Raw genomic sequence first — 25281 nt, 5'->3', positions numbered from 1 at the left:
CCTTACTGGGCCTTCAGCTGCGCAAGGCCCTCCTCCAGTTCAGGCAGTGCATCAAACAAATCCGCCACTAATGCATAGTCGGCTGTTTGTATCATCGGACAGTCTTCGTCGCGGTTAATTGCCACAACCACTTTACTGTCCTTCATTCCTGCCCAGTGTTGTATTGCGCCTGAAATCCCAACCGCGATGTAGAGATCGGGGGCTACCGCCTTGCCCGTTTGCCCAACTTGGTAGTCGTTAGGCACATATCCGGCATCGACAGCGGCCCTCGATGCCCCAATGGCTGCATTGAGTTCATCGGCGACCTTTTCCAACAGCTTAAACCCTTCTGCACTCCCAACGCCACGCCCGCCAGAAATTACAACTTTAGCCGACCCTAACTCTGGTCGCTCAGAGCGCACCACCGATTCTTCTACAAACCGCGCAGCAACCGGCGTCTCTGGGGCAGGCACCGCCTCAATCAACGCACTTTGCCCAGACGCTGCAGGCTCAAAAGCGGTGGTTCGTACCGTGATAACTTGGGTTGATTCATCACAAGCCACCGTTGCCATGACATTACCCGCGTAGATGGGGCGCTCAAAGGTGTTTTTATCAATTACGCGAGTAATCTCTGATAACTGCGCCACATCCAAAACCGCAGCTACTCTTGGCAATACATCACGCCCCTGAGTACTACCCGGCGCCATCACAGCCGAATATTCATCGATGATCGATAAAATCAATGTAGCCATCGGCTCTGCTAGCTGATGTGCATAGGCCGCATCCTCACAAATACGAACGCGGTTAACGCCGTTTAATGCCGCGGCCTGCTCGGCTACCGACTGCGCATGCTCGCCCGCCACCAGCACATCAACCGTTGCATCCAGCTCAAGCGCTGCGGTAATTGTGCGCGCTGTTCCATCGGCCAGGGTTCCACCACTGTGATCTGCTACTACTAATACGGCCATATCAGAGCACCTTTGCTTCGTTAACTAATCGATCGATCAACTCGCTGACAGACTGAACCCGCACACCGGGCTTTCGCTCGGGCGGCTCCGCGTAGTGGGTAATACGAGTCTTTGTGCCAACATCAACGCCCATTTCTTCTAAGGGTTGAACTTCTAGAGGTTTACGCTTGGCTTTCATGATGTCGGGTAATTTAAGATACCGGGGTTCATTCAACCGCAAATCGACACTCACAACGGCAGGTAGCGGTAGCGCCAGCGTTTGGGTGCCGCCGTCAACCTCGCGTACCACCGTGACCTCTGCGTCACCCATTGTCAGCCCACAGGCAAAGGTCCCCTGCGCCCAGCCCATCCGTGCTGCCAACATCTGCGGTGTCTGACTCGCATCATCGTCAATGGCCTGTTTACCCATCAGCACCAACTGCGGCGCCTCATCTGCGGTAATTTTAGCCAGAATACGCGATACCGCCACGGGCTCGAGCACCGCATCCGTTTGCACCAATAGCGCTCGATCTGCGCCAAAGGCCAGCGCCGAGCGCAGCACATCTTGACTGCCTGAATTGCCAATGCTGACCGCGACAATCTCGTCTGCAACCCCCGCCTCTTTAAGCTGCACCGCTTGCTCAAGCGCAATTTCATCAAACGGATTCATCGACATTTTCGCATTGGCAATGTCTACACCCGAGCCATCCGTAAGCGGCCGAACTCTCACGGTATAATCCACTGCGCGTTTGACGGTCACCAGTATTTTCATGCGACACCCTCTTTCCAAATTGTCCTCAAATTAATCATGCCCGCTCACACAATACTTTCCTATATCAACCACTCGCTTTCCTTAACGCGCTACTCGCGTGTACGCTTCGCATGTCATTAAAACGTCATGGAGGAGAATCCTTATGGATCGTCGTGGTTTTCTAAAGGGGGCCGGTACCGGCCTTGTCGCCGCAGGTGCAATCAACGCACCGGCCGTTATTGCACAACCCACTCGCTTTCAGCTGAACATGCCAACGTCTTGGCCTGCTGCCCTAGACAATCTCTATGGCACGGCGGAATATTTTGCCGAGCGCATCGCAGTGATGACGGATGGAGATGTTCAGGTCAGAACTTCACCCGGTGGTGCTGAGGTAGGTCCTCTGGAGGTTTATGATGCCGTTTCTAGCGGTGCGTTTGAGTGCTGTCATACCGCGCCGTATTACTTTATCGGCAAAAACCCCGCGCATGGCTTTTTTACCGCCATCCCTTTTGGGATGACGCTTGATGAGCAAAATGCCTGGATGTACGCCGGCGGCGGCCAAGAGCTTTGGAACGAGCTCAATGCTCGCGACAACATGATTGCATTCCCTGGCGGAAATACCAGTGCTCAATGTGGCGGCTGGTTTAACACCGAAATTAACAGCCCTGCTGATCTTGAGGGCCTTCGTATGCGCTTTCCTGGCCAGGGTGGGCGCGTGATGGCCAAAGCGGGCGTTAGCATTCAACAGCTGCCTGGTGGTGAGGTATTTACCGCCATGGAGCGCGGCGCATTAGATGCTGCGGAATGGGTTGGCCCCTACGACGATCAGATCTTAGGTATGCAAAATGTTGCGCAATACTACTATTTGCCAAGCTGGGCAGAGCCAAGTGCCATGCTGGGCTTTTACTTCAACTTAGATGTCTGGAATGAATTCCCTGCGGATATTAAAGCGCAAATCCAGGCTTGCTGTGCTGAGGCCAATACTTGGATGGCTGCTCGTTACTTATCGCTCAATCCCGTTGCGCTGGATGAGCTGCAAGCACAAGGGGTTGAGATTCGGTATTTCCCTGATTCGGTATTAACCGCGTTTGAGGAAGGTGCTCAAGCCGTGCATGAAGAAGACATGAGCAACGCCGACTATGCCCGCATCCACGGTGAGTGGTCTGCTTTCTTGGCTCGAGTTCGTGGTTGGAACGGACAAAACAGCCATCGCTACCAGTCCTTTATCTATCGCAACCAAGGCTAATAAGCCGCAGCAGCGGAGGTCATAAACTTGGCCTCCGCTATCCTTTTGAAATACTCGGCAACCAGGTCACTATTTCTGGCCAAATCACGATAACCACCAACATAAATAGCTGTATCCCAATAAAGGGGATAATTCCGCGGTAAATAGATCCAGTTGCCACCGCTGGTGGCGTTACGCCCCGCAAATAAAAGAGTGAAAAGCCAAACGGCGGCGTCAAAAAGGATGCCTGCAAGTTCATCGCAATGAGCACCCCAAACCAAATCGGATCAAGGCCAAAGTTCATTGCGATTGGGGCAATTAAAGGCACCACAATAAAGGTGATCTCTATAAAATCGAGGAAAAAACCTAGGATAAAGATCGTGAGCATGACAAACAAAATAAAGCTCAGCTCACCACCGGGCAGACTCAGCAGAAAGTCTTCGATAATCCATTTGCCGCCCATCGCACTAAACACGGCGGCAAATACCGTTGCACCGACTAAAATAATGAACACCATCGTCGTCAGGCGCACCGTGGTATCTGCCACTGCCAAGAGGTTTTCACGATTGAGTTTTCGATAAGCTAGCGCTAACAATGTGGCCCCCAAAGCCCCCATTGCACCGGCTTCTGTTGGCGTGGCAATACCAAAGAATATCGTTCCTAATACCGCGGCTACCAAACCTAATGGCGGAATCAAACAGCGCAGCACGGCAAGGGCTAAGTGCTCTTGAGTGGTTCCGTCAACCGGTGCTTGTAGCGCTGGGGCTTGATCGGGTTTAAGCCATGCAATCCAAATAATCCAAAGGATGTAACACACCCCCAACATGACCCCAGGAATCATTGCCCCTAGAAACAAATCGCCCACATTAACGCCCATCTGATCACCGAGTATGATCAGCACAATAGAAGGTGGAATGATTTGTCCTAATGTGCCGCTGGCGGCAATCGTGCCCGTGGCTAACCGATGGTCGTAGCGATTCTTCAGCATAATTGGCAGAGCCAAAACGCCCATCGTAACCACCGATGCGCCAACCACACCGGTTGCCGCCGCTAGCAGCACGCCAACAATGACCACTGATATCGCCAGCCCGCCGCGCATCGGCCCAAATAGCCGGCCCATGGTTTGAAGCAGATCCTCAGCAAGGCCAGAGCGCTGGAGCATGGTGCCCATAAACACGAAAAATGGCACGGCTACCAGCGTGTAATTATCCATGATCGAGCCATACACACGCTGCGGCAGCACATTCAAGCGGGCTAGCCGAAAACTCGGCTCCCAGGGCAGCGCTAGGCCTAACGAGGGTAGCCAGTCACTACCAATCAGGATAAAGACTAAAGAAGTGCCTGCCAGTCCAAATGCCACCGGATAGCCACTGAGTAAAAACAGCAGCAAAACAACAAACATGCCCAGCGGCAAAAACTCCATCATTGCCGCCCCTGACGAATCACCGCCGCCGCTTTAATGGCCTGGCTGACCCCCTGTAAAAGCAATAACGTAAAGCCAATGAGCAAGACGGTTTTGATCGGATAGAGCGGCAAACCGCCCGGGTTTGGGCTTACTTCTAACCGCTGCCATGCCCTAAGAACGTAATCAAAAGAATACCCCAGCATCAGCAGGCAAAATGGGATCAGTAGTAAAACGGAACCCAAAAAATCAATCCAAGCCTTGGTGTGCGCGCTGAATTTGCTATGCAACACATCAACCCGAATATGCCCGTTTTCTAAAAGCAGATAGGCCCCACCTAGCAAAAACATCACATTAAACGCCTGAATCTGCGCTTCTAAAAGGCTATTTGAGCTTAGCTGCATGCCCAGCTGCGCCCCTAAATACCGCCCCACCACATTGACCACGCCCAAGACAACCAAAACAAGGGCAATCCACCGTAGCCCCTGCCCCACCAGCCAATTGGCACGATCAATTGTTCGGCTCAAAACTACTAAATACTGCATTGCAAAATATTGATTAATTGCGCTTTTGTTAACGGCACGGGATTACCGCGCATTGATGATGACTCTGCTGCTGCTTCAGCAACGGAGACAATTTGCTCGTCTTTTAAGCCCATTTCTCCCAGCCTTGGGAGTCCACATCGATCAATCCATGCCTCAAGCGCCTTAATTGCGTCTGATCCAGACACATCAAACGCATCACCCAACCACTGCTGAACCTCACGTAGCCGGTCTTGCGCTAGGCCAACTGCCTGGCGGCTGTTTTCTGCTAGCACCGCCGGCAACAGCCGGCCGGCAATTGCGCCATGCGGGCCATGCATAACGCCACCAAGCGGGCCTGCCAGGCCGTGCACCGCCCCTAACCCTGCATTGGCTAAAGCCACACCACCACAATAACTGCACCATGCCATGTCATCACGTGCGTTGCGGCTGTCTTGTGTCATGAGCCTTTGCAATGCGCTTAACCCCAGCGGTATGGCCGCGCGACAAAGCGCATCAGAAAACCGATTAGCCTTACCGCTGACATACGGCTCAATCACTTGAGTGATGGCATCAAGCCCACTGGCCAGCGTGACCTGAGCTGGGCAGCCATCCGTTAAGCCCGGATCAATCACGGCTAACTGCGGCAGTAACCGCCTATCTCGCAGTGAAACTTTCCGGGCGGCCGCAGGCACGTCTATCACCGCATTGGCCGTTGCTTCTGCGCCAGTGCCGGCCGTGGTTGGCAATGCAATCAATGGCAAAGGCTGCGTCTCCAGCGTTTTACCGCTACCGACCACCTCAAGATAGTCCAAAAGAGCGCCTGAGGCGGGTGCAAGCCCCGCAATGCCTTTTGCGCAGTCAATAACTGCCCCACCGCCAATTGCCACAATAACTTCCGCTGAAAATTCCCGCGCAATTCTACTACCCCGCTCCACTAAGTCGAGTGTGGGCTCTTGTGCGCATGTAAACCGCTCAATCTGAAGTCCCTCTGCGATAAGCGCATTGTAAAACCACTCAATACGCTCAAACGCACTGCCATGCACCAAAAATACACGGCGCCCCCACTGACTGATTTTAGTTACTGAAAAACTTGCAGACCCGCGCCCCCATTGGGTTTGTGGTGATAAATTGAGCTGAAAAAAACTTGCTTCCATTTGGTGCACCTAAAAAACGATTTGTTCAATATGGTGCAGATATGCCATAAAAGAAACTACACAGAGGTGGAAATGCCCGTTAAGGACAAGAAAAAGGGTAATGGCATGCTTATTGCTTTCGATTCTGTGGATACTTTCACCAACAGGGATATGTAAATCATGAAAAAGACACTTGCTTCAATCAGTCTCGCAACCGCTGGGTTGCTTACACTGGGCATGCAAGCCCAAGCGGCTACCTTAGAAGATGTTCAAAGCGCAGGTGAACTGCGTTGTGGTGTTAGCACCGGTCTTCCCGGTTTTTCTCAACCTGACAGTGATGGCACTTGGCGGGGTATCGACGTCGATACCTGCCGCGCCGTTGCCGCTGCTGTCCTTGGTAACGCAGACGCCGTTGAGTTTGTTCCATTAACCGCGGCAGAGCGTTTTACCGCCTTGCAGTCCGGTGAGATCGACATGCTCTCCCGCAACACCACGTGGACGACCGTTCGCGATGCGTCGCTCGGTCTTAACTTTACCGGCACCAACTACTACGATGGTCAGGGCTTCCTAGTGAAATCCGAACTCGGCGTTGATAGTGCAACTCAGCTCGATGGCGCTTCCGTCTGTATTCAGGCTGGCACCACCACAGAGTTGAACTTAGCCGATTATTTCCGTGCCAATGGTATGGAATATGAAGCCATCGTGTTCGATACCTCTGAGCAGTCTGTTTCTGGATTTGACAACAACCGGTGTGACATTCTGACCTCAGATACTTCACAGCTCGCCGCGTTGCGGACTCAGCTCAGCGACCCATCCAGCGCGGTGGTTCTGCCTGAGATCATCTCCAAAGAGCCCTTAGGGCCTGTTGTCCGTCAGGGTGATGACGAGTGGTTTAATGTCGTCAAGTGGGTGTTATTCCTGCAAATCAACGCCGAAGAATATGGCGTGAGCATGGATAATGTGGATGACATGCTGTCGTCTGATAATCCGAATGTTCAACGTATCGTTGGCACGGCCGGAGACATGGGCGACTTGTTGAACCTGCCCGCTGATTTTGGCTATCAAGTCATCAGCCAGGTCGGCAACTATGGCGAGATGTTTGAGCGGAACGTGGGCCCTGATACCCCAATCGGCCTGAGCCGTGGCGTCAATGCATTGTGGACAGATGGTGGCATTCTCTACGCCCCACCGGTTCGCTAAGCAAGGGTAACCATTAGGTAACCGGTGGCACAGGTACGGCAGTTATACTGCGGCCGGTGTCACCGGATTTTGCTGGGGATAGGATGAACAGCGACCCGTCACTTCCGCCAAAATCTAGCGTCAAACCCTGGAATGATCCCCGGGTTCGTTCCGCGGTATTTCAAATTTTAGCCATCCTAGCGGTTGCATGGGTTGGCTACTCACTGTTTCAAAACACATTAACCAACATGGCCAGCCGTGGTATTAGCACGGGCTTTGGCTTTTTAGACTCATCCGCCGGTTTTGGCATTGTCATGAGTCTGATTGAATACAACGAATCCATGAGTTACGGGCGAACTTTTTTTGTTGGCCTTGCCAACACATTACTCGTCTCGGGCTTAGGGATTATTTTCGCCACGATTGTAGGATTTATCGTTGGCGTGCTGCGACTATCAAACAATTGGCTGATTGCGCGCCTCGCGCTCGCGTACATCGAGATATTCCGCAACATTCCGTTGTTGCTACAGATTTTTTTCTGGTACTTCGCCGTTTTGGGCACACTGCCCTCACCACGACAAAGTGTAAGCATCGGCGAGGTTGCCTTTTTAAACTTGCGCGGCATCGTCCTTCCAAAGCCCATTTTTGAGGCAGGCTCGGGCGCCGTAGGGATTGTGCTGATTATCGCCATCATCATCAGCCTTGCCATAGCGCGCTGGGCCAAACGGCGCCAAGCAGCAACCGGGCAATTCTTTCCGGTATTGCCCGTATCCGCTGCGCTCATCCTCGGCGCCCCTATCATTGCCTATTTTGCGCTGGGCTCCCCCATTGGCTGGGATGTGCCTGCGCTCAGTGGGTTTAATTTCCGCGGCGGGATTACTGTTATTCCTGAGCTCGGCGCTCTGCTTTTAGCGCTCACGCTGTATACCGCTTCATTTATTGCAGAGATTGTGCGCTCGGGCATTATATCGGTCAGCCGCGGGCAAACCGAAGCGGCCGCGGCATTGGGGTTGCCACCGCGCCGCGTACTTCGTTTGGTGATCGTGCCGCAGGCGCTAAGGGTGATTATTCCTCCACTCACGAGTCAGTATCTCAACCTCACGAAGAATTCTTCGTTAGCAACCGCTATTGGGTACCCCGACTTGGTCAACGTGTTTATGGGCACCACACTCAACCAAACTGGCCAAGCGGTAGAAATTGTTGCAATCACGATGGCGGTTTATCTAACGATTAGCCTTTCGATCTCTATGCTGATGAATATCTACAACCGGGCAGTTGCCCTCAAGGAGCGATAGACACGATGGCCGTGCATCAACCCTTGCCTGACCTGCCACCCCCACCCAGCGAACGTGGGTTGTGGGGGTGGTTTCGTCAAAACTTATTCTCAACCTGGTATAACAGCATCGCGTCTCTGGTGGTGGGCTATTTGCTGATCATTTGGCTTGGTCCGGTGATTAACTGGGCCCTAATCAGCGCTGTGTGGACGGGTGAAGGTACCGATGACTGCCGACCGGGCGCAGCATGTTGGATCTTTATCCAACAACGCCTCGGGTTCTTCCTTTATGGGTTTTACCCCGCTGAGCTGCGCTGGCGGCCTAATATCGTCTTTGTCCTGTTTCTTATTACGGTGGTGCCACAATTTTTTCCACGCGCACCCGGGCGAAAATGGTTGGCTTTATTTGGCATCACCGGGCTTCCCGTGCTTGGCTTTGTTCTTATCAACGGGGGCTTCTTTGGCCTAGACCCAGTGGCAACGTCGCGCTGGGGCGGTCTGATGCTCACCCTTATTCTTGCGTATGTGGGCATTATTGCCGCCCTACCCATTGGGGTCGTGTTAGCGTTAGGCCGTCGCTCAGAAATGCCCGTCATTCGGGGCATCTGTGTCACATTTATTGAATTCTGGCGTGCCGTTCCGCTGATCACCATTTTATTTATGGCCTCGGTCATGCTGCCGCTTTTTCTGCCCCAAGGGGTTAGCTTCGACAAATTGCTGCGCGCGCTAATCGGCATCACGCTATTTCAATCTGCCTATATGGCCGAGGTGGTACGTGGCGGCTTGCAGGCTATCCCAAAAGGGCAATATGAGGCGGCACAAGCACTAGGGTTTGGTTATTGGCGCAGTATGCGGTTAATCATTTTGCCGCAGGCGCTGAAAATCGTCATCCCGGGTATTGCTAATACGGTCATTTCGCTATTTAAGGACACCACTTTGGTGCTGATTATCGGTTTGTTCGATTTGCTCGGCGCGGTCCGCTCAACCCTTAGCGATCCGGCCTGGAGATCAGTGGCAGCAGAGGGCTATCTTTTCGTGGCCTTATGCTTTTGGATCTTCTGCTTCGGCATGTCGCGATATAGCCACAACCTAGAGAAAAAACTCGATACAGGGCATAAGACATGAACAGTGAAGAACACATCATAGCGCCAGTAGAGTCAGCGGCTGCGGATGAAGACATAATTATTGTTCGAGACCTGAATAAGTGGTTTGGACAATTTCATGTCTTAAAGTCGCTGAACCTTAACGTTAAAAAAGGGGAGCGAATCGTCATTTGCGGGCCTTCTGGCTCAGGCAAATCTACGTTCATTCGGTGCATTAACCATCTTGAGGCCCATCAGCGCGGCGAGATTATTGTCGACGGTGTTGTGCTTAATGAGGACCTTAAAAACATCGAGGCAATCCGGCGTGAAGTGGGCATGGTATTCCAACACTTCAATCTCTTTCCTCACCTGAGCGTGTTAGAGAATTGTCTACTTGCCCCTATTTGGGTGAGAAAAACGCCTCGCAAAGAAGCCATCGAAATTGCAATGGAATATCTGGAGCGCGTTAAAATTCCAGAACAAGCCCATAAGTACCCGGGGCAGTTGTCGGGTGGGCAACAACAACGGGTTGCCATTGCAAGATCGCTGTGTATGAAACCAAAGATCATGCTATTCGACGAGCCCACTTCAGCGCTCGATCCTGAGATGATCAAAGAAGTACTCGACGTCATGATTGAGTTGGCAGGTAGCGGGATGACAATGCTTTGTGTTACCCATGAAATGGGATTTGCTAAAACAGTAGCAGATCGAGTCATTTTCATGGATGGTGGTGAATGCGTGGAAGAAGGACCTCCGCAGTCATTTTTCAATAATCCGCAACAACCCCGAACGAGAGAGTTTTTGGATCAAATACTGCAACATTAGGAGAGAGAATGCGCCATGCCCTGATCGTAGATGCGGACCCAATCGCACGAAACAGGCTTCTTAATGCGCTCATTTCACTTCGACCCAGTTTAATCGTTTGTGCCGAGGCCACCTTGGCCAACGCAAGGAAGCGAATAAAGCAAAGAATGCCAGGAATTTTAATCACCGACTTTTATCTGAGTGATGGTTCTGGTTTGCAGTTGCTAGAGCAAGTCCGTGGGCTGCAACCGAAAGCACCACGGCTTATATTCTCTAATAATTCCGACGAAGATCACGTCATGCAGGCTTTTCGCATTGGGGTAGACGGGTTTTTATTAAAAAAAGAAAACGACCAAAGCCTTCGGCAGCTGCTGCGCAGCATCTTTCGTGGAGAACCAGCGCTATCCCCCGAAATTGCACGCCTGATGATCACGTTGCTGAAGCTCAAGCAAGCGCAACCACCCCATCAATCCTCAGCAGTGCGATTAAAAGACCCGAATGACGCAGGATTAACGCAGCGCGAGCTAGAAGTGCTTGCCCTTTTGGCGCGAGGAATGGATCGGCATCAGGTAGGAGAGGCCCTTGCGATACGCGCATCAACCGTAGCGGGTCATGTAAAGTCTATTTACCTTAAACTTAACGTACGCAGTCGGGCAGAAGCCACGCTAGCCGCAGTTAACATGGGGCTTGTTCAGACGATTAACGGTGAACCAAGCCCCACATCAATGCTGCCTTAATTAATTTGGGAATTCGCTGGCAACGCCTTCCACAAAATAATTCATTTGATTGAGATCTGAATCGGACATCACAGCCCCTTCCTCAAGCAGAACTTCGCCCGCTTGATTAACCACAGGGCCAGTAAAAGGATGGAATTCGCCATCTCGCATCGATGCCTGCAGATCTTCAATTTCGGCCGCCACATCCGCTGGCACCGCATCATTCAATGGTGCAATATCAATCATACCCTCGGCATGACCACCCCATAGGTTACTGGGCGCATAAGTGCCTTCAATAACCGATTCCACAACATCAATGTAGTAATCACCCCAATGATGCGTGGTGGCGGTTAAATGCGTTTCAGGGCCAAACTCGCTCATATCAGAGTGGTACCCAACGCCCCATGCGGTGCGATCAGAATCTTCAACGGCCTGAACAACGGCGGTGGAATCGGTATGGTGCGTTAAAACATCGGCACCCTGAGCCAGCAAGGTGTTTGCTGCTTCGCGCTCACGACCGGGGTCATACCAACTATTTGTCCAAATAACCCGCACTTCAATGTCTGGATTAACGCTGCGTGCCCCACGGGTAAACGCGTTAATGCCCTGCACCACTTCAGGAATCGGCACTGCCGCCACATAGCCTAGAGTCTCCGTCTCAGACATGTGCCCTGCAATCACGCCAGTCAGGTAACGGCCTTCATAAAAGCGTGCATTGTAGTTGGCAAAATTTGCCCCATCTTTATAGCCGGTGGCATGCAAAAACTGCACATCAGGAAATTCCTGAGAAACGCGCTCTACGTAGTTCATATAGCCAAAGCTGGTGGCAATTACCAAATCATGACCACTAGAGGCAAATTCACGAATCACTCGCTCAGCATCTGCGCCCTCAGATACGTTATCGACATAACGTGTCTCTACCTGATCACCGAGGGCCGCTTCTAATGCCTGCCGCCCCAGTTCATGCTGGTACGACCAACCGGCCTCCCCCAGCGGGCTAACGTAGACAAAACCAACTTTAACGTCTGGCTGGGCATGCGCCGCCATTCCCCCAAATCCTAAAACCGCAATGGCTGCAATAGCAGCCCGTCTCATTCCAAGCTTCATCGAAGGAGCTCCTTTTGTAATGGATCAACATAAAGCATAGCAGGCAATTCTTATTCGTCTGCCCGAAAAGCGCGCCCGAGCGAAGCCGGTGAATGCTGCCGGATTCGTCTTGAATCACGCGAGATGAGCACTAAAACGATAATGGTTGCCAAATAAGGTAGCGAAGATAACAGTTGGGAGGGCACTGAGATTTTTACCCCAGACCCTTGCAAAAACAATTGCGCGATCAGCACACCACCAAACAGATATGCCCCAAGCAAAACACGAAACGGCCGCCAAGTCGCAAAAACCACCAGCGCAAGCGCAATCCAACCACGCCCCGCAATCAGCCCTTCCACCCACATCGGTGCATAAAAAATGGACAGACACGCCCCACCCAGGCCACACAGCGCACCACCAAAAATCACAGCTAGATAACGGACTCCCACCACTGATCGACCAATGGCATGCGCCGCCGCTGGATCTTCACCCACCGCTCTTAATAAAAGCCCACTACGCGAGCGATATAAAAACCACCACACCGCGCCAAATAGGACCCAAGACAGATAAACCATGGGTTGCTGTTGAAAGAAAATGGGCCCCAGCCACGGGATATCGACGAGTAGCGGGATTGACCACTCACCCACCGCCTTTAATGACTGTGACTCGTAGGGTTTGCCGACAAAGCCGGCTAAACCCACCCCAAATATTGCCAACGCAAGCCCTGATGCCACCTGATTGGCCTGGAGCGTGATGGTTAGCAAGGCGAACCCACCTGCCACCAATGCGCCCGCCATTAAACCTGCCGCTAGGCCAAGAACTGGGGAGGAAAACGATAGCGCTGCGATGAACCCATAAACCGCACCCAGCGACATCATGCCCTCGGCGCCCAAATTGAGCACCCCGGCGCGTTCATTCATCAACAGCCCCAACGCCGCAATAATTAGTGGCGTGCCCGCAAGGAGCGTGGCTGAGACCACTTCTTGAATCAACCCGCTATCCATTCCACTTCAACCGATAGTTAACCAGTAAATCTGCGCCCAGCAGGTAAAAAAGCAATAACCCTTGAAACACCATCGATATCGACTTAGGCAAATTCATATGCTGTTGAACTTGCTCACCGCCTAAAAATAAAAGCGCCATTAATAGACTCGCGAGTAGAACGCCCAGGGGGTGTAACCGGCCAAGGAACGCCACAATAATCGCAGCAAACCCATAGCCGAGCGCAATTTTGTCGGTCAACTGCCCCATGGGGCCGGCCACCTCAGTCATGCCGGCAATGCCCGCCGCGCCCCCACCGCAAAGCAAACCAATCCAGACGGCTCGCTGAATCGAAAACCCCGCGTATCCGGCAGCGGACCTTGAGCGACCCGTGACCCGCAAACGAAAACCAATTGCCGTATGTTGCAACACAATCCAGGTGATTGCGACAAGCGCAATCGCCAAAAAGATCGCAATATTCAGCCGTGTACCCGGTAAAATGCGGGGGAGCAAAGCCGCAGAACTCAACATCTCGGTTTGCGGGAAGCCAAAGCCCATGGGGTCACGCCATGGCGAAAAGACTAACCAAGACACCAAAAACCCCGCCACATACACCAGCATTAAGGAAACTAAGATCTCATTGGCGTTAAAACGTGTTTTCAACCAGGCCGGAATGGCACCCCATGCCATGCCGGCCAGCGCGCCACTCACCACCATAAGCGGAAGCAGCAAGAACGCGGGTAAGTTAGGAAAGGTTAATGCCACCCCTGTTGCCCCAGCGGCGCCAAGCATAAACTGCCCCTCAGCACCGATATTCCAAACGTTGGCCCGAAAACCAATGGCAAGCCCAATGCCGCAAAGCATCAATGGTGTGGCTTTGAGTAATAACTCACCAAACCCATACAAACTACTGATAGGCCTTATAAAAAATGTATAAAACCCCTCTGCCGGATCACGCCCTAGCGCCAGGAAAATAAGCATACCGGTTAACATCATTAACACGATCGCCATCAGCGGGCTGAGATAGCGCATACGGGCCAACGGCCGATCACGACGTACAATTCGAATAGGCCAATCAAGCATTGAGCGCCCCTTCCGAATCCCATAACCCACTCATCCACAGCCCCACTTGCTCATAAGAGCTATCTGCTACGGAGCGAATAGGGCTCAGTCGCCCGTCTGCGATCACCGCAATGCGGTCTGATATTTCAAATAGCTCTTCAATTTCTTCAGAAATCACCACAATGGCGGTTTGCTCTGAGCGCAGATCAAGCAGCTTTTGGCGGATGAACGCGGCAGCCCCCACGTCTACGCCCCAAGTTGGCTGCGCGCAGACCAATAACTGCGGCATCTGTAATAGCTCTCGGCCAACCACAAACTTCTGTAAATTACCGCCAGATAAAGACCGCGCAGGCGCTTGCGAACCGCTGCAAACCACCTGATAGATTTCAATGCAACGTTGGGTGAACGCCTGAATGGCCGCATGTCGCATAAGCCCATATTGCGTGATTGGCTGAGTATTGATGGCGGTTAGCGTAGCGTTATCGGTTAACGGCAAATCTGCTACCGTTGCCTGTCCGCGACGATCTTCCGGAATATAGGCCATCCCGCGCTCGCGGCGCTTGGCAACGCCATATTGCCCCACCGGTTCACCATTAATCCGAATGGCATCAGCACTCGGTGCAAGCCGCTCACCTGAGAGCAACCGAAGTAACTCACCCTGCCCATTACCGGAAATACCGGCAATACCCAAAATCTCACCACGAGAGACCGAAAAAGACAGCGCTTCAAGGCCCACCTCATGCTCATCACCCGAGCTGATGCGCGGGGTATTCACCGCTAAAGCGACATCAGCAACCTTCGATGGTGGGCGATTCACAACCGGTAGCGCCTGACCAATCATCATGCGGGCTAGGTTACCCGCCGTCTCATCGGCCGGCGTGCAAGTACCTGTTACCCGACCCTGCCGCAACACGGTTGCACGATCACAAAGCGCTCGTATTTCATGCAATTTGTGGCTGATATAGAGCACCGAGCACCCTTCCGCAGCAATTTGACGCAGGGTTTCGAACAAGCGCTCCACAGCCTGAGGGGCTAGTACCGAGGTGGGTTCATCCATAATTAAAAGCCGCGGGGTTTGCAGCAGACTGCGAACAATCTCAACCCGCTGTCGCTCACCCACCGACAATGATCCCACGGGCTTTTCTGGGTCGATGGGCAACCCATAACGCTCAGAAACCGTTTGAATCCGCTTGGCCAGCACGCGATGAGGTTCGCGCTTTGGTAGGGCCAACGCCACATTTTCGACAACACGCAGACTTTCAAACAGTGCAAAGTCCTGAAACACCATGCCGATACCGAGCTCTCGTGCCATCGCAGGACTGCGAAGCACCACAGGCCGCCCTTCCCAGAAAATCTGACCTCGTGTGGGCGCGGTCACCCCATAAATCATTTTAACCAGCGTGGACTTTCCGGCCCCATTTTCACCAAGCAGGGCATGAATTTCGCCCGGTTGAATCGTCAAATCAATATCTTGGCACGCGATTGTGCCGGGGTAATGCTTAGTAAGCCCCTGGGTGCTTAGTCGGTACTCAGAAGGCTTATTGCTCAATCTGCGCTTCCCTCTCCGCTAAACTAGCCAGCGAGATATCCGATAACAGCTCATGCAACTGCCCCGATAGCTCGTCCCATAGGTCATGCGTCAGACATCTGTCTCCATCCATATCGATCGGCCCATCGACTGCGGTGATGACCTCAGCCACCGAGACATCCTCCGCAGACCGAGCCAAGCGATACCCACCGCCAGGGCCACGCATTCCCTGTACTAGGCCAGCGCGCCGTAAATGGGAAAACAACTGCTCTAAGTACGACAGAGAAATTCCCTGTCGCCGAGAAATATCGGATAACGTGACTGGATGCTGTTGTTGATGAAGAACTAAGTCCATTACCGCCGTAACGGCATATCGGCCTTTTGTAGACAGCTTCATGATATCCGCCCGATTTTAAACTGCCCAACGCCGGGCAGGTGGTCGTAACGTGACCCGATCATCAAACTCCACCGGAAATCCATAGCCTTCGCCAAGACAATAACGAAGCCAGCGCTGCAGAAAACGATTAACCTGCCATCGCCAAGCAAGCGTTCCTTTTGTTGAGGGCGTGCGAACGCAGCCGCCGGCAAAACCGTGGGGCGCAGAATGCATCATGACCTCAGCAACGCGCGCATCATGATAAATACGCACGCGAAGATTAGGCAGCGTCTCCAGCGCAACCGGATCTGCAAATTGGTGCGTTAACGCGAGTGTTGTGGTGTACGCACAGCGCTCTTCGATCTCAAGATGAAGATCGGGGCCATGGGAAATTGAAGACACCATCACATCATCTCCATGATCGAGCTGAGGAATCAGCCGTCGCAGAAAGATGTAATTGTTTTCATAGAGTTCCATGAGACCGGCAAAGCTGCAGCCGGTAGGAGACTCGCTGTCTCTAATAACAAGCTGTGACACCATCCAAAAAGGATAGCACAGGCCATCTAATAGAGTCGCCGCGGTAACGCGCACGTTTGAATAATCGTTGCAGCTAACTCTTCAATAGACATGGTGGTGGTATCAGAATGCGGCAGCTTTTCCTGATGAAATAACCCCTCGGCGCGTGTCGTTTCATACTGGCATTGCCGCAAGGCCGCATAACGACTACCCGGACGTCGCTCTGCGCGAATTTGCGCAAGCCGCTCTGGGCGAATATTCAATGCATAAAGCTTCTGCCGATGCGGGCGTAGCACCTCAGGTAGCCGCCCGCTGAGCAAATCATCGTCGGTTAACGGATAGTTGGCCGCAAAAATCCCATAGTGCAAGGCCAAATAAAGACACGTTGGCGTTTTACCCGAACGCGATACGCCCACCAAAATCACATCGGCTTTGGCGTAATGCCTAACTGTCGCACCATCATCATGAGAAAGTGCATAGTTCATCGCATCAATTCGCAAGCCATAGGCACGCGGATCAGCAATCCCGTGACTCCGGCCGATGGTATGGCTAGACTCCATCCCGAGTTCACTCTCAAGCGGTGCAATGAACGTGTCGAAAAAATCGAAAATCACGGCGTTTACCCGGCGTAGCCGATTACGCAAACCTGCATCGATTATGGTGCTAAACACGATAGGCCGAAGCCCTGATGTGCTAGCTTGTTCTATTCGCTCAATGGCAGCATCCACTGCCTCTGGACTGTTGGTAAAGGGTAAACTCACCGGATTTGCTGGCAAATCAAACTGGGTTAATAGGCTATGGCCCAAGGTTTCTGCCGTAATTCCAGTGCCGTCTGAAACAAAAAACACACTCCGCGCTTCGGGCATGAGAAAATCACCTGTAGTGGTACATATGGATAGTTTAAGGGAGATCGCAAGTGAGCGAGTACGTAGTTTGGTTTGAATCTCTAGGAATGAACGATGTAGAACGAGTTGGCGGCAAAAATGCCTCACTCGGAGAGATGATCAGCAACCTGGCTGATGCCGGCGTGCAGGTGCCCGGCGGCTTTGCTACAACTGCGGCAGCTTACTGGGATTTCCTTGACGGTAGCGGCCTGCGCGCACGTATTGAACAGGCGCTAACCGGGCTAGACGTTGAAGATGTTCGGGCGTTAGCCAAAACCGGTGCAGAAATCCGGCAAATGATCATCGATACCCCATTCCCACCCGCACTGCATGAGCAAATTGTGGGCGCTTACGAGCAGTTACTCGCACGCACCGGCAAAACCGATCTTTCTGTGGCTGTTCGCTCCTCAGCTACGGCAGAAGACCTGCCCGATGCGTCTTTTGCTGGCCAACAAGAAACGTTTTTGAATGTACGAGGCCTAGATAACGTTTTACATGCCATTCGCGACGTATTCGCCTCGTTATTTAACGATCGTGCCATTTCTTACCGCGTTCACCATGGCTTTGCGCATGAAGAAGTGGCTCTGTCTGCGGGCATTCAAGAAATGGTGCGCTCCGATACCGGCGCCTCGGGCGTTATGTTCACCATGGATACCGAATCAGGCTTTCGTGACGTGGTGTTTATTACCGCCTCTTACGGCTTAGGCGAAACCGTGGTTCAGGGCTCGGTTAACCCAGATGAGTTCTATGCCCACAAAGCCACGTTAGAAGCCGGCCGGCCGGCTGTTTTGCGCCGAACGCTGGGTGAAAAAGCCATCAAAATGATCTACGCCTCAGACCCAACGGCCAAGAGCACCGTTGAGATTGTAGAAACTACCGAAGCAGAGCAAATGCAGTTTTGCTTAAGCGATGAAGACGTTGAAGCGCTGGCTCGGCAGGCAATGATCATTGAGAAACATTACGCACGGCCCATGGATATTGAATGGGGTAAAGATGGCGAAACCGGCCGGCTTTACATCCTCCAAGCCCGGCCCGAAACCGTTAAAAGCCGTGATGGCGCGCAAAGCCTGCAGCGCTACCACCTGCATGAACGCGGTGAAATCATCGTCGAAGGTCGCGCAATCGGCCAGCGGATTGGTGCCGGCAAAGCCCGTGTGGTGGCCGACATCGAAGATATGTATCAGGTTGAACCTGGCGATGTGCTCGTTACCGACATGACCGACCCAGACTGGGAGCCCATCATGAAACGGGCCGCGGCAATCGTTACCAATCGTGGCGGGCGCACCTGTCATGCGGCAATTATTGCCCGTGAACTGGGCATTCCTGCGGTTGTTGGCTGCGGCGATGCCACTCGCAAAATTACCGAAGGTAGCGATGTGACGGTCTCTTGCGCAGAAGGCGACACAGGCTACATCTACCAGGGCATTAAAAACTTTGAGATTCGTGAGGTAAGCCTTGGCAGCATGCCTGAGCTTCCCTTCAAAATTATGATGAATGTTGGCAACCCCGACCGGGCCTTTGATTTTGCTCAACTACCCAACGCGGGTGTTGGCTTGGCTCGGTTGGAGTTCATTATTAACCGTATGATCGGCATTCATCCGCGGGCACTGTTGGAGTTTGACCAGCAGCCAGCCGAACTCCAATCAGTCATTCGCAATCAAATTGCGGGCTATGATGACCCCGTTGGGTTTTATGTTCAAAAACTGACTGAAGGCATATCCACCCTCGCCGCCAGCTTTCCTGATAAGCCAGTGATTGTGCGCATGTCGGATTTTAAATCCAACGAGTACGCAAACCTGATTGGCGGCAAAGCCTATGAGCCAGAAGAAGAAAACCCGATGATCGGGTTTCGCGGCGCTTCGCGTTATATTTCAGAAGACTTCCGACCTTGTTTTGAGCTGGAATGCCAGGCCCTGCGCAACGTGCGAGACACCATGGGCTTCAAGAATGTCTGGATCATGATTCCCTTTGTTCGCACGGTTGAGGAAGGCCGTCAGGTGGTCGAGCTACTTGCTGAAAATGGCCTGCGCAAAGGCGAGAACGGGCTAAAAGTCATTATGATGTGCGAGTTGCCGTCTAATGCGGTTTTAGCAGATCAATTTTTGGAGATTTTTGATGGCTACTCCATCGGCTCCAACGATCTCACCCAGCTAACCTTGGGGCTAGACCGAGACTCCGGCCTGATCGCACATCTTTTTGATGAACGCGATGAAGCCGTAAAGGCGCTATTACATCTAGCCATTCAGGCGGCTCGCAAGGCCGATAAATACGTGGGCATCTGCGGACAAGGGCCTTCAGATCATCCTGATCTTGCACGTTGGCTGATGGAAGAAGGCATTGATAGCGTCTCGCTAAATCCCGATAGCGTGGTAGAGACCTGGCTTTATCTGGCGAACGAGGAAATCGGCAACGCTTGAGTTGAAGCGCCAACTTCGGTAATTTGGTCAGACCAATTTTGGAGGAGGTGCTCTATCATGCCGGCTCATGCCCTGTTTCGTGAGGAAGATATTCGCTTTGATGTGGATGTTGACCCCGTTATTGCTGCACTAGAAAAAATCCTGCCCGATGAAGGGTTAGTGGTTCATGAGGCAGGCCGCAGGGCCTATGAATGCGACGGCTTGGCAGCTTACAAACAGCTCCCCTTGCTGGTGGCAATACCCGAGACGGTAGAGCAAATTCAAGGGGTGCTTAAATGCTGCCATGAGGCGGGTGTGCCGGTGGTTACCCGGGGTTCTGGCACCAGCCTGTCTGGCGGCTCCCTACCCCACCCACAAGGGCTGTTACTTGCCCTAGGCAAATTCAACAAGATTATCGAGATCGATGCAGAGCGACGAATTGCACGCGTACAGCCTGGGGTGCGTAATCTAGCGATTACTGAGGCTGCAGCGCCGCATGGGCTGTACTACGCGCCCGACCCCTCCTCGCAAATTGCCTGCTCGATCGGCGGTAATGTGGGGGAAAACGCCGGGGGCGTGCATTGTCTTAAGTATGGCCTCACCGTTAATAACGTCCTTGCGGTCAAAGTACTCACCATGGAAGGCGAGCTCACCACCATCGGTAGCGAAGCCCTCGATAGCCCAGGCCTCGATTTGCTTGCCTTGATGCATGGATCAGAAGGCATGCTCGGTGTGGTGGTGGAAGTTACCCTAAAGCTATTGCCTAACCCCCTGACCAAACAGGTTTTAATGGCGTCGTTCAATGATGTCGAACAAGGCGGGCATGCCGTTGCCGCCATTATTGCTCGCGGTATTATCCCTGCCGGTTTGGAGATGATGGATGGCGCGGCTATTCAAGCCGCCGAAGACTTCGTTAAAGCCGGGTATGACACGGCTGCGGCCGCCATCTTAATTTGTGAACTCGATGGAAGTGATGCTGAGGTGGCCGATCAGCAAAAAGCGGTGGAGGCCTGTCTGCGTGACCATGGCGCCTCCCGCATTCAGGTGGCGCAAGATGACAATGAGCGCGCTCGGTTTTGGGCCGGCCGCAAAGCGGCTTTTCCGGCAGTTGGGCGTATATCACCTGATTACTACTGTATGGATGGCACCATTCCGCGCAAACAGCTTGCCTATGTGCTCAAGCGGATTAGCGAAATCAGCGCCACTCATAACCTAGAAACCGTCAATGTGTTTCATGCCGGTGATGGCAACTTACATCCACTGATTTTATTTGATGGCAACCAACCCGGTCAGCTTGAAGCGGCAGAGGCAGTAGGCAGCGCAATTCTACAGCTCTGCGTTGAAGTGGGCGGCACCGTCACCGGTGAACACGGGGTTGGCCTAGAGAAGATCAACGAAATGTGCGTGCAGTTTGCCACGGCTGAAATCAATCAGTTTCACGCGATTAAAGCGGCATTCGATGAGCGGGGCCTGCTTAATCCCGGCAAAGCCATCCCTACGCTTAATCGCTGCGCTGAATTTGGGCGGCTACATGTGCATAACGGTGAGCTACCTCACCCCGAATTGGAGCGCCTGTGATGAGTGATCAGGATCAAACTGAGCTGCTCAAAAGCCGCCTGGCAGAGGCTCGCAGCCAAGCAGAACCCGTCTGCATTGTTGGCCAGCAGTCTAAATCCTTTTATGGCAATGCTCAGGTGGGTACACCGCTTTCGCTGGCTGAACACACCGGCATTATTAATTACGAACCCACTGAGCTTGTTTTAACGGCGCGCGCCGGCACATCGCTTGCCGACATCGAAAAAACATTAGCGGCAGAAGGTCAAAGCCTGGCCTTTGACCCGCCGCAATTTGGCGGCCGTGGCACCCTCGGCGGCGCTATTGCAAGCGGTCTTGCGGGCCCTGGCCGACCTTGGCTTGGCGGCGTTCGCGATATGATCCTTGGCGTAAAAATCCTCAATGGCCAAGCCGAGCTCATGCGCTTTGGTGGAGAGGTCATGAAAAATGTGGCGGGCTATGATGTTTCTCGACTCATGGTGGGTGCGCTCGGCACACTCGGTGTTATTACCGAAGCATCTGTAAAGGTACTGCCCTCCGCTGTTAGCGAGGCAACTCTGGTTCAGACGCCAGACTCAGACGTGGATCTGCACGCACTCAGCGAGCAGCTACTGCGTGCCGGTCGGCCGGTAACCGGGCTCATCCACTGGGATAATCGCATCTATTTGCGCCTTGCTGGCACCGAGTCGGCCGTGGAGGCAGCCTGCCAGGCGCTTGGCGGTGAGCAGATGAGCGCAACTGAGAGTCGTGCATTTTGGACGAGCATTCGCGATCAATCACATCCATTTTATGCAGACACTCAAGCTCCGTTATGGCGGGTTAGTTTGCCACCGAAAGCACCCCTTACCGGGTTTACCGGTGAGTGTTTAGTGGACTGGGCAGGCCAGCAGTTATGGCTAAAGAGCGATATGAGCGCCACAGCCCTTCGTGCGCTAGCCCAAGAACACGGCGGTAGCGCTACTTTATTTCGTGGGCATTTAGACGACTGCGATGCGTTTCAGCCCTTGGATGCGGTTCAAACCCGGTTACATCAACGGATTAAGCAGTCATTTGATCCAGAGCACATCCTTAACCCGACGCGACTGTACCGTGAGATGGAGGCGGCCTAAGCCATGCAAACCAACCTTGCAGACTTTATAAAAGACACCGCGGCCGGGCAGGAAGCTGATGAGATTTTGCGCAAATGCACCCATTGTGGCTTTTGCCTTGCCAATTGCCCTACCTACCGCATTCTTGGCGACGAGCTCGATAGCCCCCGCGGGCGGATTTACCAAATCAAACAAGTACTCGAAGGTGAGCCGGCTACCGAAAGCATTCAGCTTCACTTAGATCGGTGTTTAACCTGCCGGGCCTGCGAAACAACCTGCCCTTCAGGCGTAGAATATGGCCGTTTGGCCGACCTAGGCCGCGAGATTGTTGAGCAGCAGGTGCCCCGTGCGCCCACGCAGCGTTGGCTGCGGCTGGCCCTAAGAAGCGTACTGCCACGCCCTCGGCTTTTCTCCAGTTTAATGACGCTAGGCCGCATTGCGCGCCCTTTAGTGCCCAATCCATTACGGAAAAAGATTCGCAAAAAGCGCCCCGCACCGGCATGGCCAGTCAATACCCAGACCAATCGCTTTGTATTGATGCTGGAAGGCTGTGTGCAACCAACGCTTGAGCCGCCGATCAATCCACAAACGGCAAATATTCTAGATAGGCTGGGTATTGGGGTGCATCGCACACCCGCGGTGACTTGCTGTGGGGCGATCGATCAGCATTTAGGTGCGCCAGAGAAAGCAGCCGATCAAATTCGCCGCAATATTGACGCTTGGTGGCCCCTGGTTGAACAAGGCGCAGAGGCCATTGTGGTTAATGCCAGCGGCTGCGGCGCGCAAGTTAAAGACTACGGCCACCTGCTTGCTAACGACAAAAATTACGCTGAAAAAGCAAACAAAATCAGTGAGCTAGCGGTTGACCCGATTGAGTTACTTGAAAAGAACGCAGACCAACTCAAACCGGCTGAAAATGCGCCACGGCGCATCGCTTTTCAAACGCCCTGCACCCTGCAGCATGCCCAAAAGCTGAACGGTCGGGTCGATAGGCTATTGGCACAAATTGGCTTTGAGCTCACACCCGTGCCCAATAGCCACATTTGTTGCGGCTCAGCAGGCACGTATTCAGTTTTACAACCCGAGCTTGCCACCGAGCTAAGAGATCAAAAGCTCGCCAGCTTGAACACTGGCAACCCAGAGCTCATTGCCACCGCCAATATTGGCTGCCTCACCCACTTAGATGAGGCATCTGACATTCCGGTGCGCCATTGGTTGGAGCTGATCGACGCTAAGCATCAACCGTAATCGGAATACCCGCAATATGGGCCTGCCACTTCTCAGGCCCTTGCTTATGCACCGATTGCCCGTCGCTGCTCACGGCAACGGTCACGGGCATATCTTCCACCACAAACTCATGAATGGCCTCCATGCCTAAATCTTCAAAGCCCACCACACGGGCTTGGCGAATGGCGCGAGATACCAAATAAGCAGCCCCACCCACTGCAATCAGATAAACCGAGCCATGCTGCCGAATCACCTCTACCGTGTCGGCTGAACGCTCCGCTTTGCCAATCATGCCGGCAATGCCGGTTTCACTCAGCATGAGGTCAGTGAACTTATCCATGCGCGTGGCAGTGGTAGGCCCGGCTGGCCCCACCTTTTCATCCCGCACCGGATCCACTGGCCCAACGTAGTAAATAAATTTGCCACGAAAATCGACGGGCAACGGCTTACCCTCTGCCAGATACTGCCGTATGCGCGCATGGGCGGCATCACGCCCTGTTAAGAGCGTGCCAGAGAGCAATAGGGTCTCTCCAGGCTGCCATTGCGCAATTTCTTCGTGCGTAATCGTATCGAGATTAACGCGACGGGTATTCTCACCCACCTCCCAGGTAACTGCCGGCCAGTCTTCAAGACGTGGCACAGGCAGCTCAGCCACACCAGAGCCATCCAAGCTGAAATGAACGTGCCGATTGGCCGCACAATTGGGGATTAACGCGACTGGCTTATTAGCTGCATGCGTTGGGTAATCTCGAATTTTGACGTCTAATACCGTTGTCAGCCCACCTAACCCTTGGGCACCAATGCCTAGCTGATTAATGCGCTCAAAAAGATCAAGCCGTAGCGCTTCAAGGGCGGTTTGTGCGCCTCTTGCCTGCAACTCGTGGATATCGATTGACTCCATGCACGCCTCTTTGGCTAACTGCATCGAGCGCTCTGCGGTACCCCCAACACCAATGCCGATTACGCCGGGTGGACACCAACCCGCACCCATGGTGGGCAGCTGAGAGATTACCCATTCGGCAATATCATCAGACGGGTTGAGCATGGCAAATCGTGATTTTGCCTCAGACCCACCGCCCTTGGCGGCTACTTTAAAATGAACCTCATTACCCGGCACCACTCGCACATGAATAACCGCCGGCGTGTTATCACCCGTGTTCTGCCGCAGACCTGCCGGGTCACGCAATACGGATGCCCGCAAGGGATTGCCGGGATCTGAGTAGGCCTTAGCCACACCGGCATTAATCATGTTCTCAAGGCCCATGTCGGCATCCCATTGAACATCCATGCCCACGTCGACAAAAACCGTCACAATCCCGGTGTCTTGACAGATGGGCCGACGACCCTCCGCACAAAGCCGACTGTTAACCAGAATCTGTGCCATCGCATCTTTGGCAGCAGGGCTTTCTTCTCGCTCCCATGCTTCATGCATCGCATCAAGAAAATCTTTAGGGTGATAGCAAGAAATAAACTGCAGCGCATCGGCTACGCTTTGAATCACGTCATCTTGGCGAATTGTGGTGGTCATCGATACAGGCTCCCGTCTTTTTGGTCTTCTCCTGATATTATAC

23 protein-coding genes are annotated in these 25281 nt (G+C 53.1%); 10 read left to right on the top strand and 13 right to left on the bottom strand.

The genetic code is table 11. The annotated features are described in order from the left end of the window. Window positions 1-2: 2 nt before the first annotated feature. Both GH984_RS00230 and GH984_RS00225 read right to left on the bottom strand, forming a co-directional pair. A complete protein-coding gene (locus tag GH984_RS00230; protein WP_153718217.1) occupies window positions 3-947 on the bottom strand; it encodes an electron transfer flavoprotein subunit alpha/FixB family protein in 945 nt (314 codons plus the stop codon). Window position 948: 1 nt separating this feature from the next. After that, entirely contained in the window at window positions 949-1698 is a 750-nt protein-coding gene (locus GH984_RS00225) for an electron transfer flavoprotein subunit beta/FixA family protein (RefSeq protein WP_153718216.1), read from the bottom strand. Window positions 1699-1840: 142 nt separating this feature from the next. Here GH984_RS00225 and GH984_RS00220 point away from each other — a divergent pair, with 142 nt between their 5' ends. Continuing rightward, window positions 1841-2923: a TRAP transporter substrate-binding protein gene (locus GH984_RS00220; RefSeq protein ID WP_153718215.1), complete on the top strand. Its 1083-nt coding sequence runs from the start codon at window positions 1841-1843 to the stop codon at window positions 2921-2923. A 37-nt stretch (window positions 2924-2960) separates the two neighbouring features. Here GH984_RS00220 and GH984_RS00215 read toward each other — a convergent pair whose 3' ends face one another. From GH984_RS00215 to GH984_RS00205, 3 genes are read right to left on the bottom strand one after another with little or no spacing between them, the layout of a single operon-like run. After that, the gene (locus GH984_RS00215; RefSeq protein ID WP_153718732.1) at window positions 2961-4325 is read right to left on the bottom strand and encodes a TRAP transporter large permease; all 1365 of its coding nucleotides are present in this window, start codon (window positions 4323-4325) and stop codon (window positions 2961-2963) included. Next, entirely contained in the window at window positions 4325-4831 is a 507-nt protein-coding gene (locus GH984_RS00210) for a TRAP transporter small permease subunit (RefSeq protein ID WP_253939069.1), read from the bottom strand. Before GH984_RS00210 ends, GH984_RS00215 begins: the two co-directional genes overlap by 1 nt. A 5-nt stretch (window positions 4832-4836) precedes the next feature. Next, window positions 4837-5982 carry an iron-containing alcohol dehydrogenase gene (locus tag GH984_RS00205; RefSeq protein ID WP_153718213.1) on the bottom strand — a complete coding sequence of 382 codons (1146 nt, stop codon included), beginning with the start codon at window positions 5980-5982 and terminating at the stop codon, window positions 4837-4839. 159 nt (window positions 5983-6141) lie between these two features. On the opposite strand from GH984_RS00205, the gene GH984_RS00200 reads away from it, so the two are divergent. From GH984_RS00200 to GH984_RS00180, 5 genes are all read left to right on the top strand, one after another. Then, window positions 6142-7161: an amino acid ABC transporter substrate-binding protein gene (locus GH984_RS00200; protein WP_153718212.1), complete on the top strand. Its 1020-nt coding sequence runs from the start codon at window positions 6142-6144 to the stop codon at window positions 7159-7161. A gap of 227 nt (window positions 7162-7388) precedes the next feature. Next, the gene (locus tag GH984_RS00195) at window positions 7389-8432 is read left to right on the top strand and encodes an amino acid ABC transporter permease (protein WP_253939068.1); all 1044 of its coding nucleotides are present in this window, start codon (window positions 7389-7391) and stop codon (window positions 8430-8432) included. A 5-nt stretch (window positions 8433-8437) separates the two neighbouring features. Further along, window positions 8438-9535 (top strand): amino acid ABC transporter permease, encoded by a 1098-nt coding sequence (locus GH984_RS00190; RefSeq protein WP_153718210.1) that lies wholly within the window; start codon window positions 8438-8440, stop codon window positions 9533-9535. Further along, the gene (locus GH984_RS00185) at window positions 9532-10317 is read left to right on the top strand and encodes an amino acid ABC transporter ATP-binding protein (RefSeq protein ID WP_153718209.1); all 786 of its coding nucleotides are present in this window, start codon (window positions 9532-9534) and stop codon (window positions 10315-10317) included. The genes GH984_RS00190 and GH984_RS00185 overlap by 4 nt, the downstream gene beginning before the upstream one ends. Window positions 10318-10325: 8 nt before the next feature. After that, window positions 10326-11033 carry a response regulator gene (locus GH984_RS00180; protein ID WP_153718208.1) on the top strand — a complete coding sequence of 236 codons (708 nt, stop codon included), beginning with the start codon at window positions 10326-10328 and terminating at the stop codon, window positions 11031-11033. Here the strand turns inward: GH984_RS00180 and GH984_RS00175 are convergent, their stop codons facing one another. The 7 genes from GH984_RS00175 to ppsR all read right to left on the bottom strand — a co-directional run bounded on the left by GH984_RS00175 (window position 11034) and on the right by ppsR (window position 17427). Then, window positions 11034-12119 carry a BMP family ABC transporter substrate-binding protein gene (locus GH984_RS00175; RefSeq protein ID WP_153718207.1) on the bottom strand — a complete coding sequence of 362 codons (1086 nt, stop codon included), beginning with the start codon at window positions 12117-12119 and terminating at the stop codon, window positions 11034-11036. It lies immediately after the preceding gene. 50 nt (window positions 12120-12169) lie between these two features. Next, on the bottom strand, window positions 12170-13102 hold the full coding sequence (locus tag GH984_RS00170) for an ABC transporter permease (RefSeq protein ID WP_153718206.1): 933 nt from the start codon (window positions 13100-13102) through the stop codon (window positions 12170-12172). Further along, window positions 13095-14162 carry an ABC transporter permease gene (locus GH984_RS00165; protein WP_253939067.1) on the bottom strand — a complete coding sequence of 356 codons (1068 nt, stop codon included), beginning with the start codon at window positions 14160-14162 and terminating at the stop codon, window positions 13095-13097. The genes GH984_RS00170 and GH984_RS00165 overlap by 8 nt, the downstream gene beginning before the upstream one ends. Beyond that, window positions 14155-15690, bottom strand: coding sequence for an ABC transporter ATP-binding protein (locus GH984_RS00160; protein WP_153718205.1), 1536 nt, complete (start codon window positions 15688-15690; stop codon window positions 14155-14157). The genes GH984_RS00165 and GH984_RS00160 overlap by 8 nt, the downstream gene beginning before the upstream one ends. Beyond that, entirely contained in the window at window positions 15680-16066 is a 387-nt protein-coding gene (locus GH984_RS00155; RefSeq protein ID WP_153718204.1) for an Rrf2 family transcriptional regulator, read from the bottom strand. Before GH984_RS00155 ends, GH984_RS00160 begins: the two co-directional genes overlap by 11 nt. A gap of 15 nt (window positions 16067-16081) precedes the next feature. Continuing rightward, a complete protein-coding gene (locus tag GH984_RS00150; protein WP_253939066.1) occupies window positions 16082-16522 on the bottom strand; it encodes a DUF1249 domain-containing protein in 441 nt (146 codons plus the stop codon). 86 nt (window positions 16523-16608) lie between these two features. After that, the gene (gene ppsR / locus GH984_RS00145; RefSeq protein WP_153718202.1) at window positions 16609-17427 is read right to left on the bottom strand and encodes a posphoenolpyruvate synthetase regulatory kinase/phosphorylase PpsR; all 819 of its coding nucleotides are present in this window, start codon (window positions 17425-17427) and stop codon (window positions 16609-16611) included. 50 nt (window positions 17428-17477) lie between these two features. Here ppsR and ppsA point away from each other — a divergent pair, with 50 nt between their 5' ends. The 4 genes from ppsA to glcF are packed head-to-tail and all read left to right on the top strand — an operon-like array spanning window position 17478 to window position 23731. Then, window positions 17478-19862 (top strand): phosphoenolpyruvate synthase, encoded by a 2385-nt coding sequence (gene ppsA / locus GH984_RS00140; RefSeq protein WP_369691867.1) that lies wholly within the window; start codon window positions 17478-17480, stop codon window positions 19860-19862. A gap of 57 nt (window positions 19863-19919) precedes the next feature. After that, entirely contained in the window at window positions 19920-21419 is a 1500-nt protein-coding gene (locus GH984_RS00135; RefSeq protein ID WP_153718201.1) for an FAD-linked oxidase C-terminal domain-containing protein, read from the top strand. Next, entirely contained in the window at window positions 21419-22504 is a 1086-nt protein-coding gene (glcE, locus tag GH984_RS00130) for a glycolate oxidase subunit GlcE (RefSeq protein ID WP_153718200.1), read from the top strand. The genes GH984_RS00135 and glcE overlap by 1 nt, the downstream gene beginning before the upstream one ends. 3 nt (window positions 22505-22507) lie before the next feature. After that, window positions 22508-23731, top strand: coding sequence for a glycolate oxidase subunit GlcF (gene glcF, locus GH984_RS00125; protein WP_153718199.1), 1224 nt, complete (start codon window positions 22508-22510; stop codon window positions 23729-23731). On the opposite strand, the gene GH984_RS00120 is transcribed toward glcF, so the two are convergent. Beyond that, on the bottom strand, window positions 23715-25238 hold the full coding sequence (locus GH984_RS00120; protein WP_153718198.1) for a fumarate hydratase: 1524 nt from the start codon (window positions 25236-25238) through the stop codon (window positions 23715-23717). The two genes, glcF and GH984_RS00120, sit on opposite strands and share 17 nt — an antisense overlap. Window positions 25239-25281 lie beyond the last annotated feature (43 nt).

Source organism: Spiribacter salilacus (assembly GCF_009649225.1).
Taxonomy (GTDB): Bacteria; Pseudomonadota; Gammaproteobacteria; order Nitrococcales; family Nitrococcaceae; genus Spiribacter; species Spiribacter salilacus.
The sequence above is the reverse complement of the archived record's forward strand: the minus strand, read 5'-3'. Positions and strand labels throughout refer to the sequence as shown.

Coding starts and splice junctions, on each gene's coding strand:
- GH984_RS00190 (WP_153718210.1), top strand. CDS start 8,438: ATGGCCGTGCATCAACCCTTGCCTGACCTGCCACCCCCACCCAGCGAA.
- GH984_RS00165 (WP_253939067.1), bottom strand. CDS start 14,162: ATGCTTGATTGGCCTATTCGAATTGTACGTCGTGATCGGCCGTTGGCC.
- GH984_RS00185 (WP_153718209.1), top strand. CDS start 9,532: ATGAACAGTGAAGAACACATCATAGCGCCAGTAGAGTCAGCGGCTGCG.
- GH984_RS00180 (WP_153718208.1), top strand. CDS start 10,326: ATGCGCCATGCCCTGATCGTAGATGCGGACCCAATCGCACGAAACAGG.
- GH984_RS00200 (WP_153718212.1), top strand. CDS start 6,142: ATGAAAAAGACACTTGCTTCAATCAGTCTCGCAACCGCTGGGTTGCTT.
- GH984_RS00220 (WP_153718215.1), top strand. CDS start 1,841: ATGGATCGTCGTGGTTTTCTAAAGGGGGCCGGTACCGGCCTTGTCGCC.
- GH984_RS00225 (WP_153718216.1), bottom strand. CDS start 1,698: ATGAAAATACTGGTGACCGTCAAACGCGCAGTGGATTATACCGTGAGA.
- ppsR (WP_153718202.1), bottom strand. CDS start 17,427: ATGCCCGAAGCGCGGAGTGTGTTTTTTGTTTCAGACGGCACTGGAATT.
- GH984_RS00230 (WP_153718217.1), bottom strand. CDS start 947: ATGGCCGTATTAGTAGTAGCAGATCACAGTGGTGGAACCCTGGCCGAT.
- GH984_RS00170 (WP_153718206.1), bottom strand. CDS start 13,102: ATGGATAGCGGGTTGATTCAAGAAGTGGTCTCAGCCACGCTCCTTGCG.
- GH984_RS00150 (WP_253939066.1), bottom strand. CDS start 16,522: ATGGAACTCTATGAAAACAATTACATCTTTCTGCGACGGCTGATTCCT.
- GH984_RS00195 (WP_253939068.1), top strand. CDS start 7,389: ATGGCCAGCCGTGGTATTAGCACGGGCTTTGGCTTTTTAGACTCATCC.
- GH984_RS00135 (WP_153718201.1), top strand. CDS start 19,920: ATGCCGGCTCATGCCCTGTTTCGTGAGGAAGATATTCGCTTTGATGTG.
- glcF (WP_153718199.1), top strand. CDS start 22,508: ATGCAAACCAACCTTGCAGACTTTATAAAAGACACCGCGGCCGGGCAG.
- GH984_RS00155 (WP_153718204.1), bottom strand. CDS start 16,066: ATGAAGCTGTCTACAAAAGGCCGATATGCCGTTACGGCGGTAATGGAC.
- GH984_RS00215 (WP_153718732.1), bottom strand. CDS start 4,325: ATGGAGTTTTTGCCGCTGGGCATGTTTGTTGTTTTGCTGCTGTTTTTA.
- GH984_RS00205 (WP_153718213.1), bottom strand. CDS start 5,982: ATGGAAGCAAGTTTTTTTCAGCTCAATTTATCACCACAAACCCAATGG.
- GH984_RS00175 (WP_153718207.1), bottom strand. CDS start 12,119: ATGAAGCTTGGAATGAGACGGGCTGCTATTGCAGCCATTGCGGTTTTA.
- glcE (WP_153718200.1), top strand. CDS start 21,419: ATGAGTGATCAGGATCAAACTGAGCTGCTCAAAAGCCGCCTGGCAGAG.
- GH984_RS00120 (WP_153718198.1), bottom strand. CDS start 25,238: ATGACCACCACAATTCGCCAAGATGACGTGATTCAAAGCGTAGCCGAT.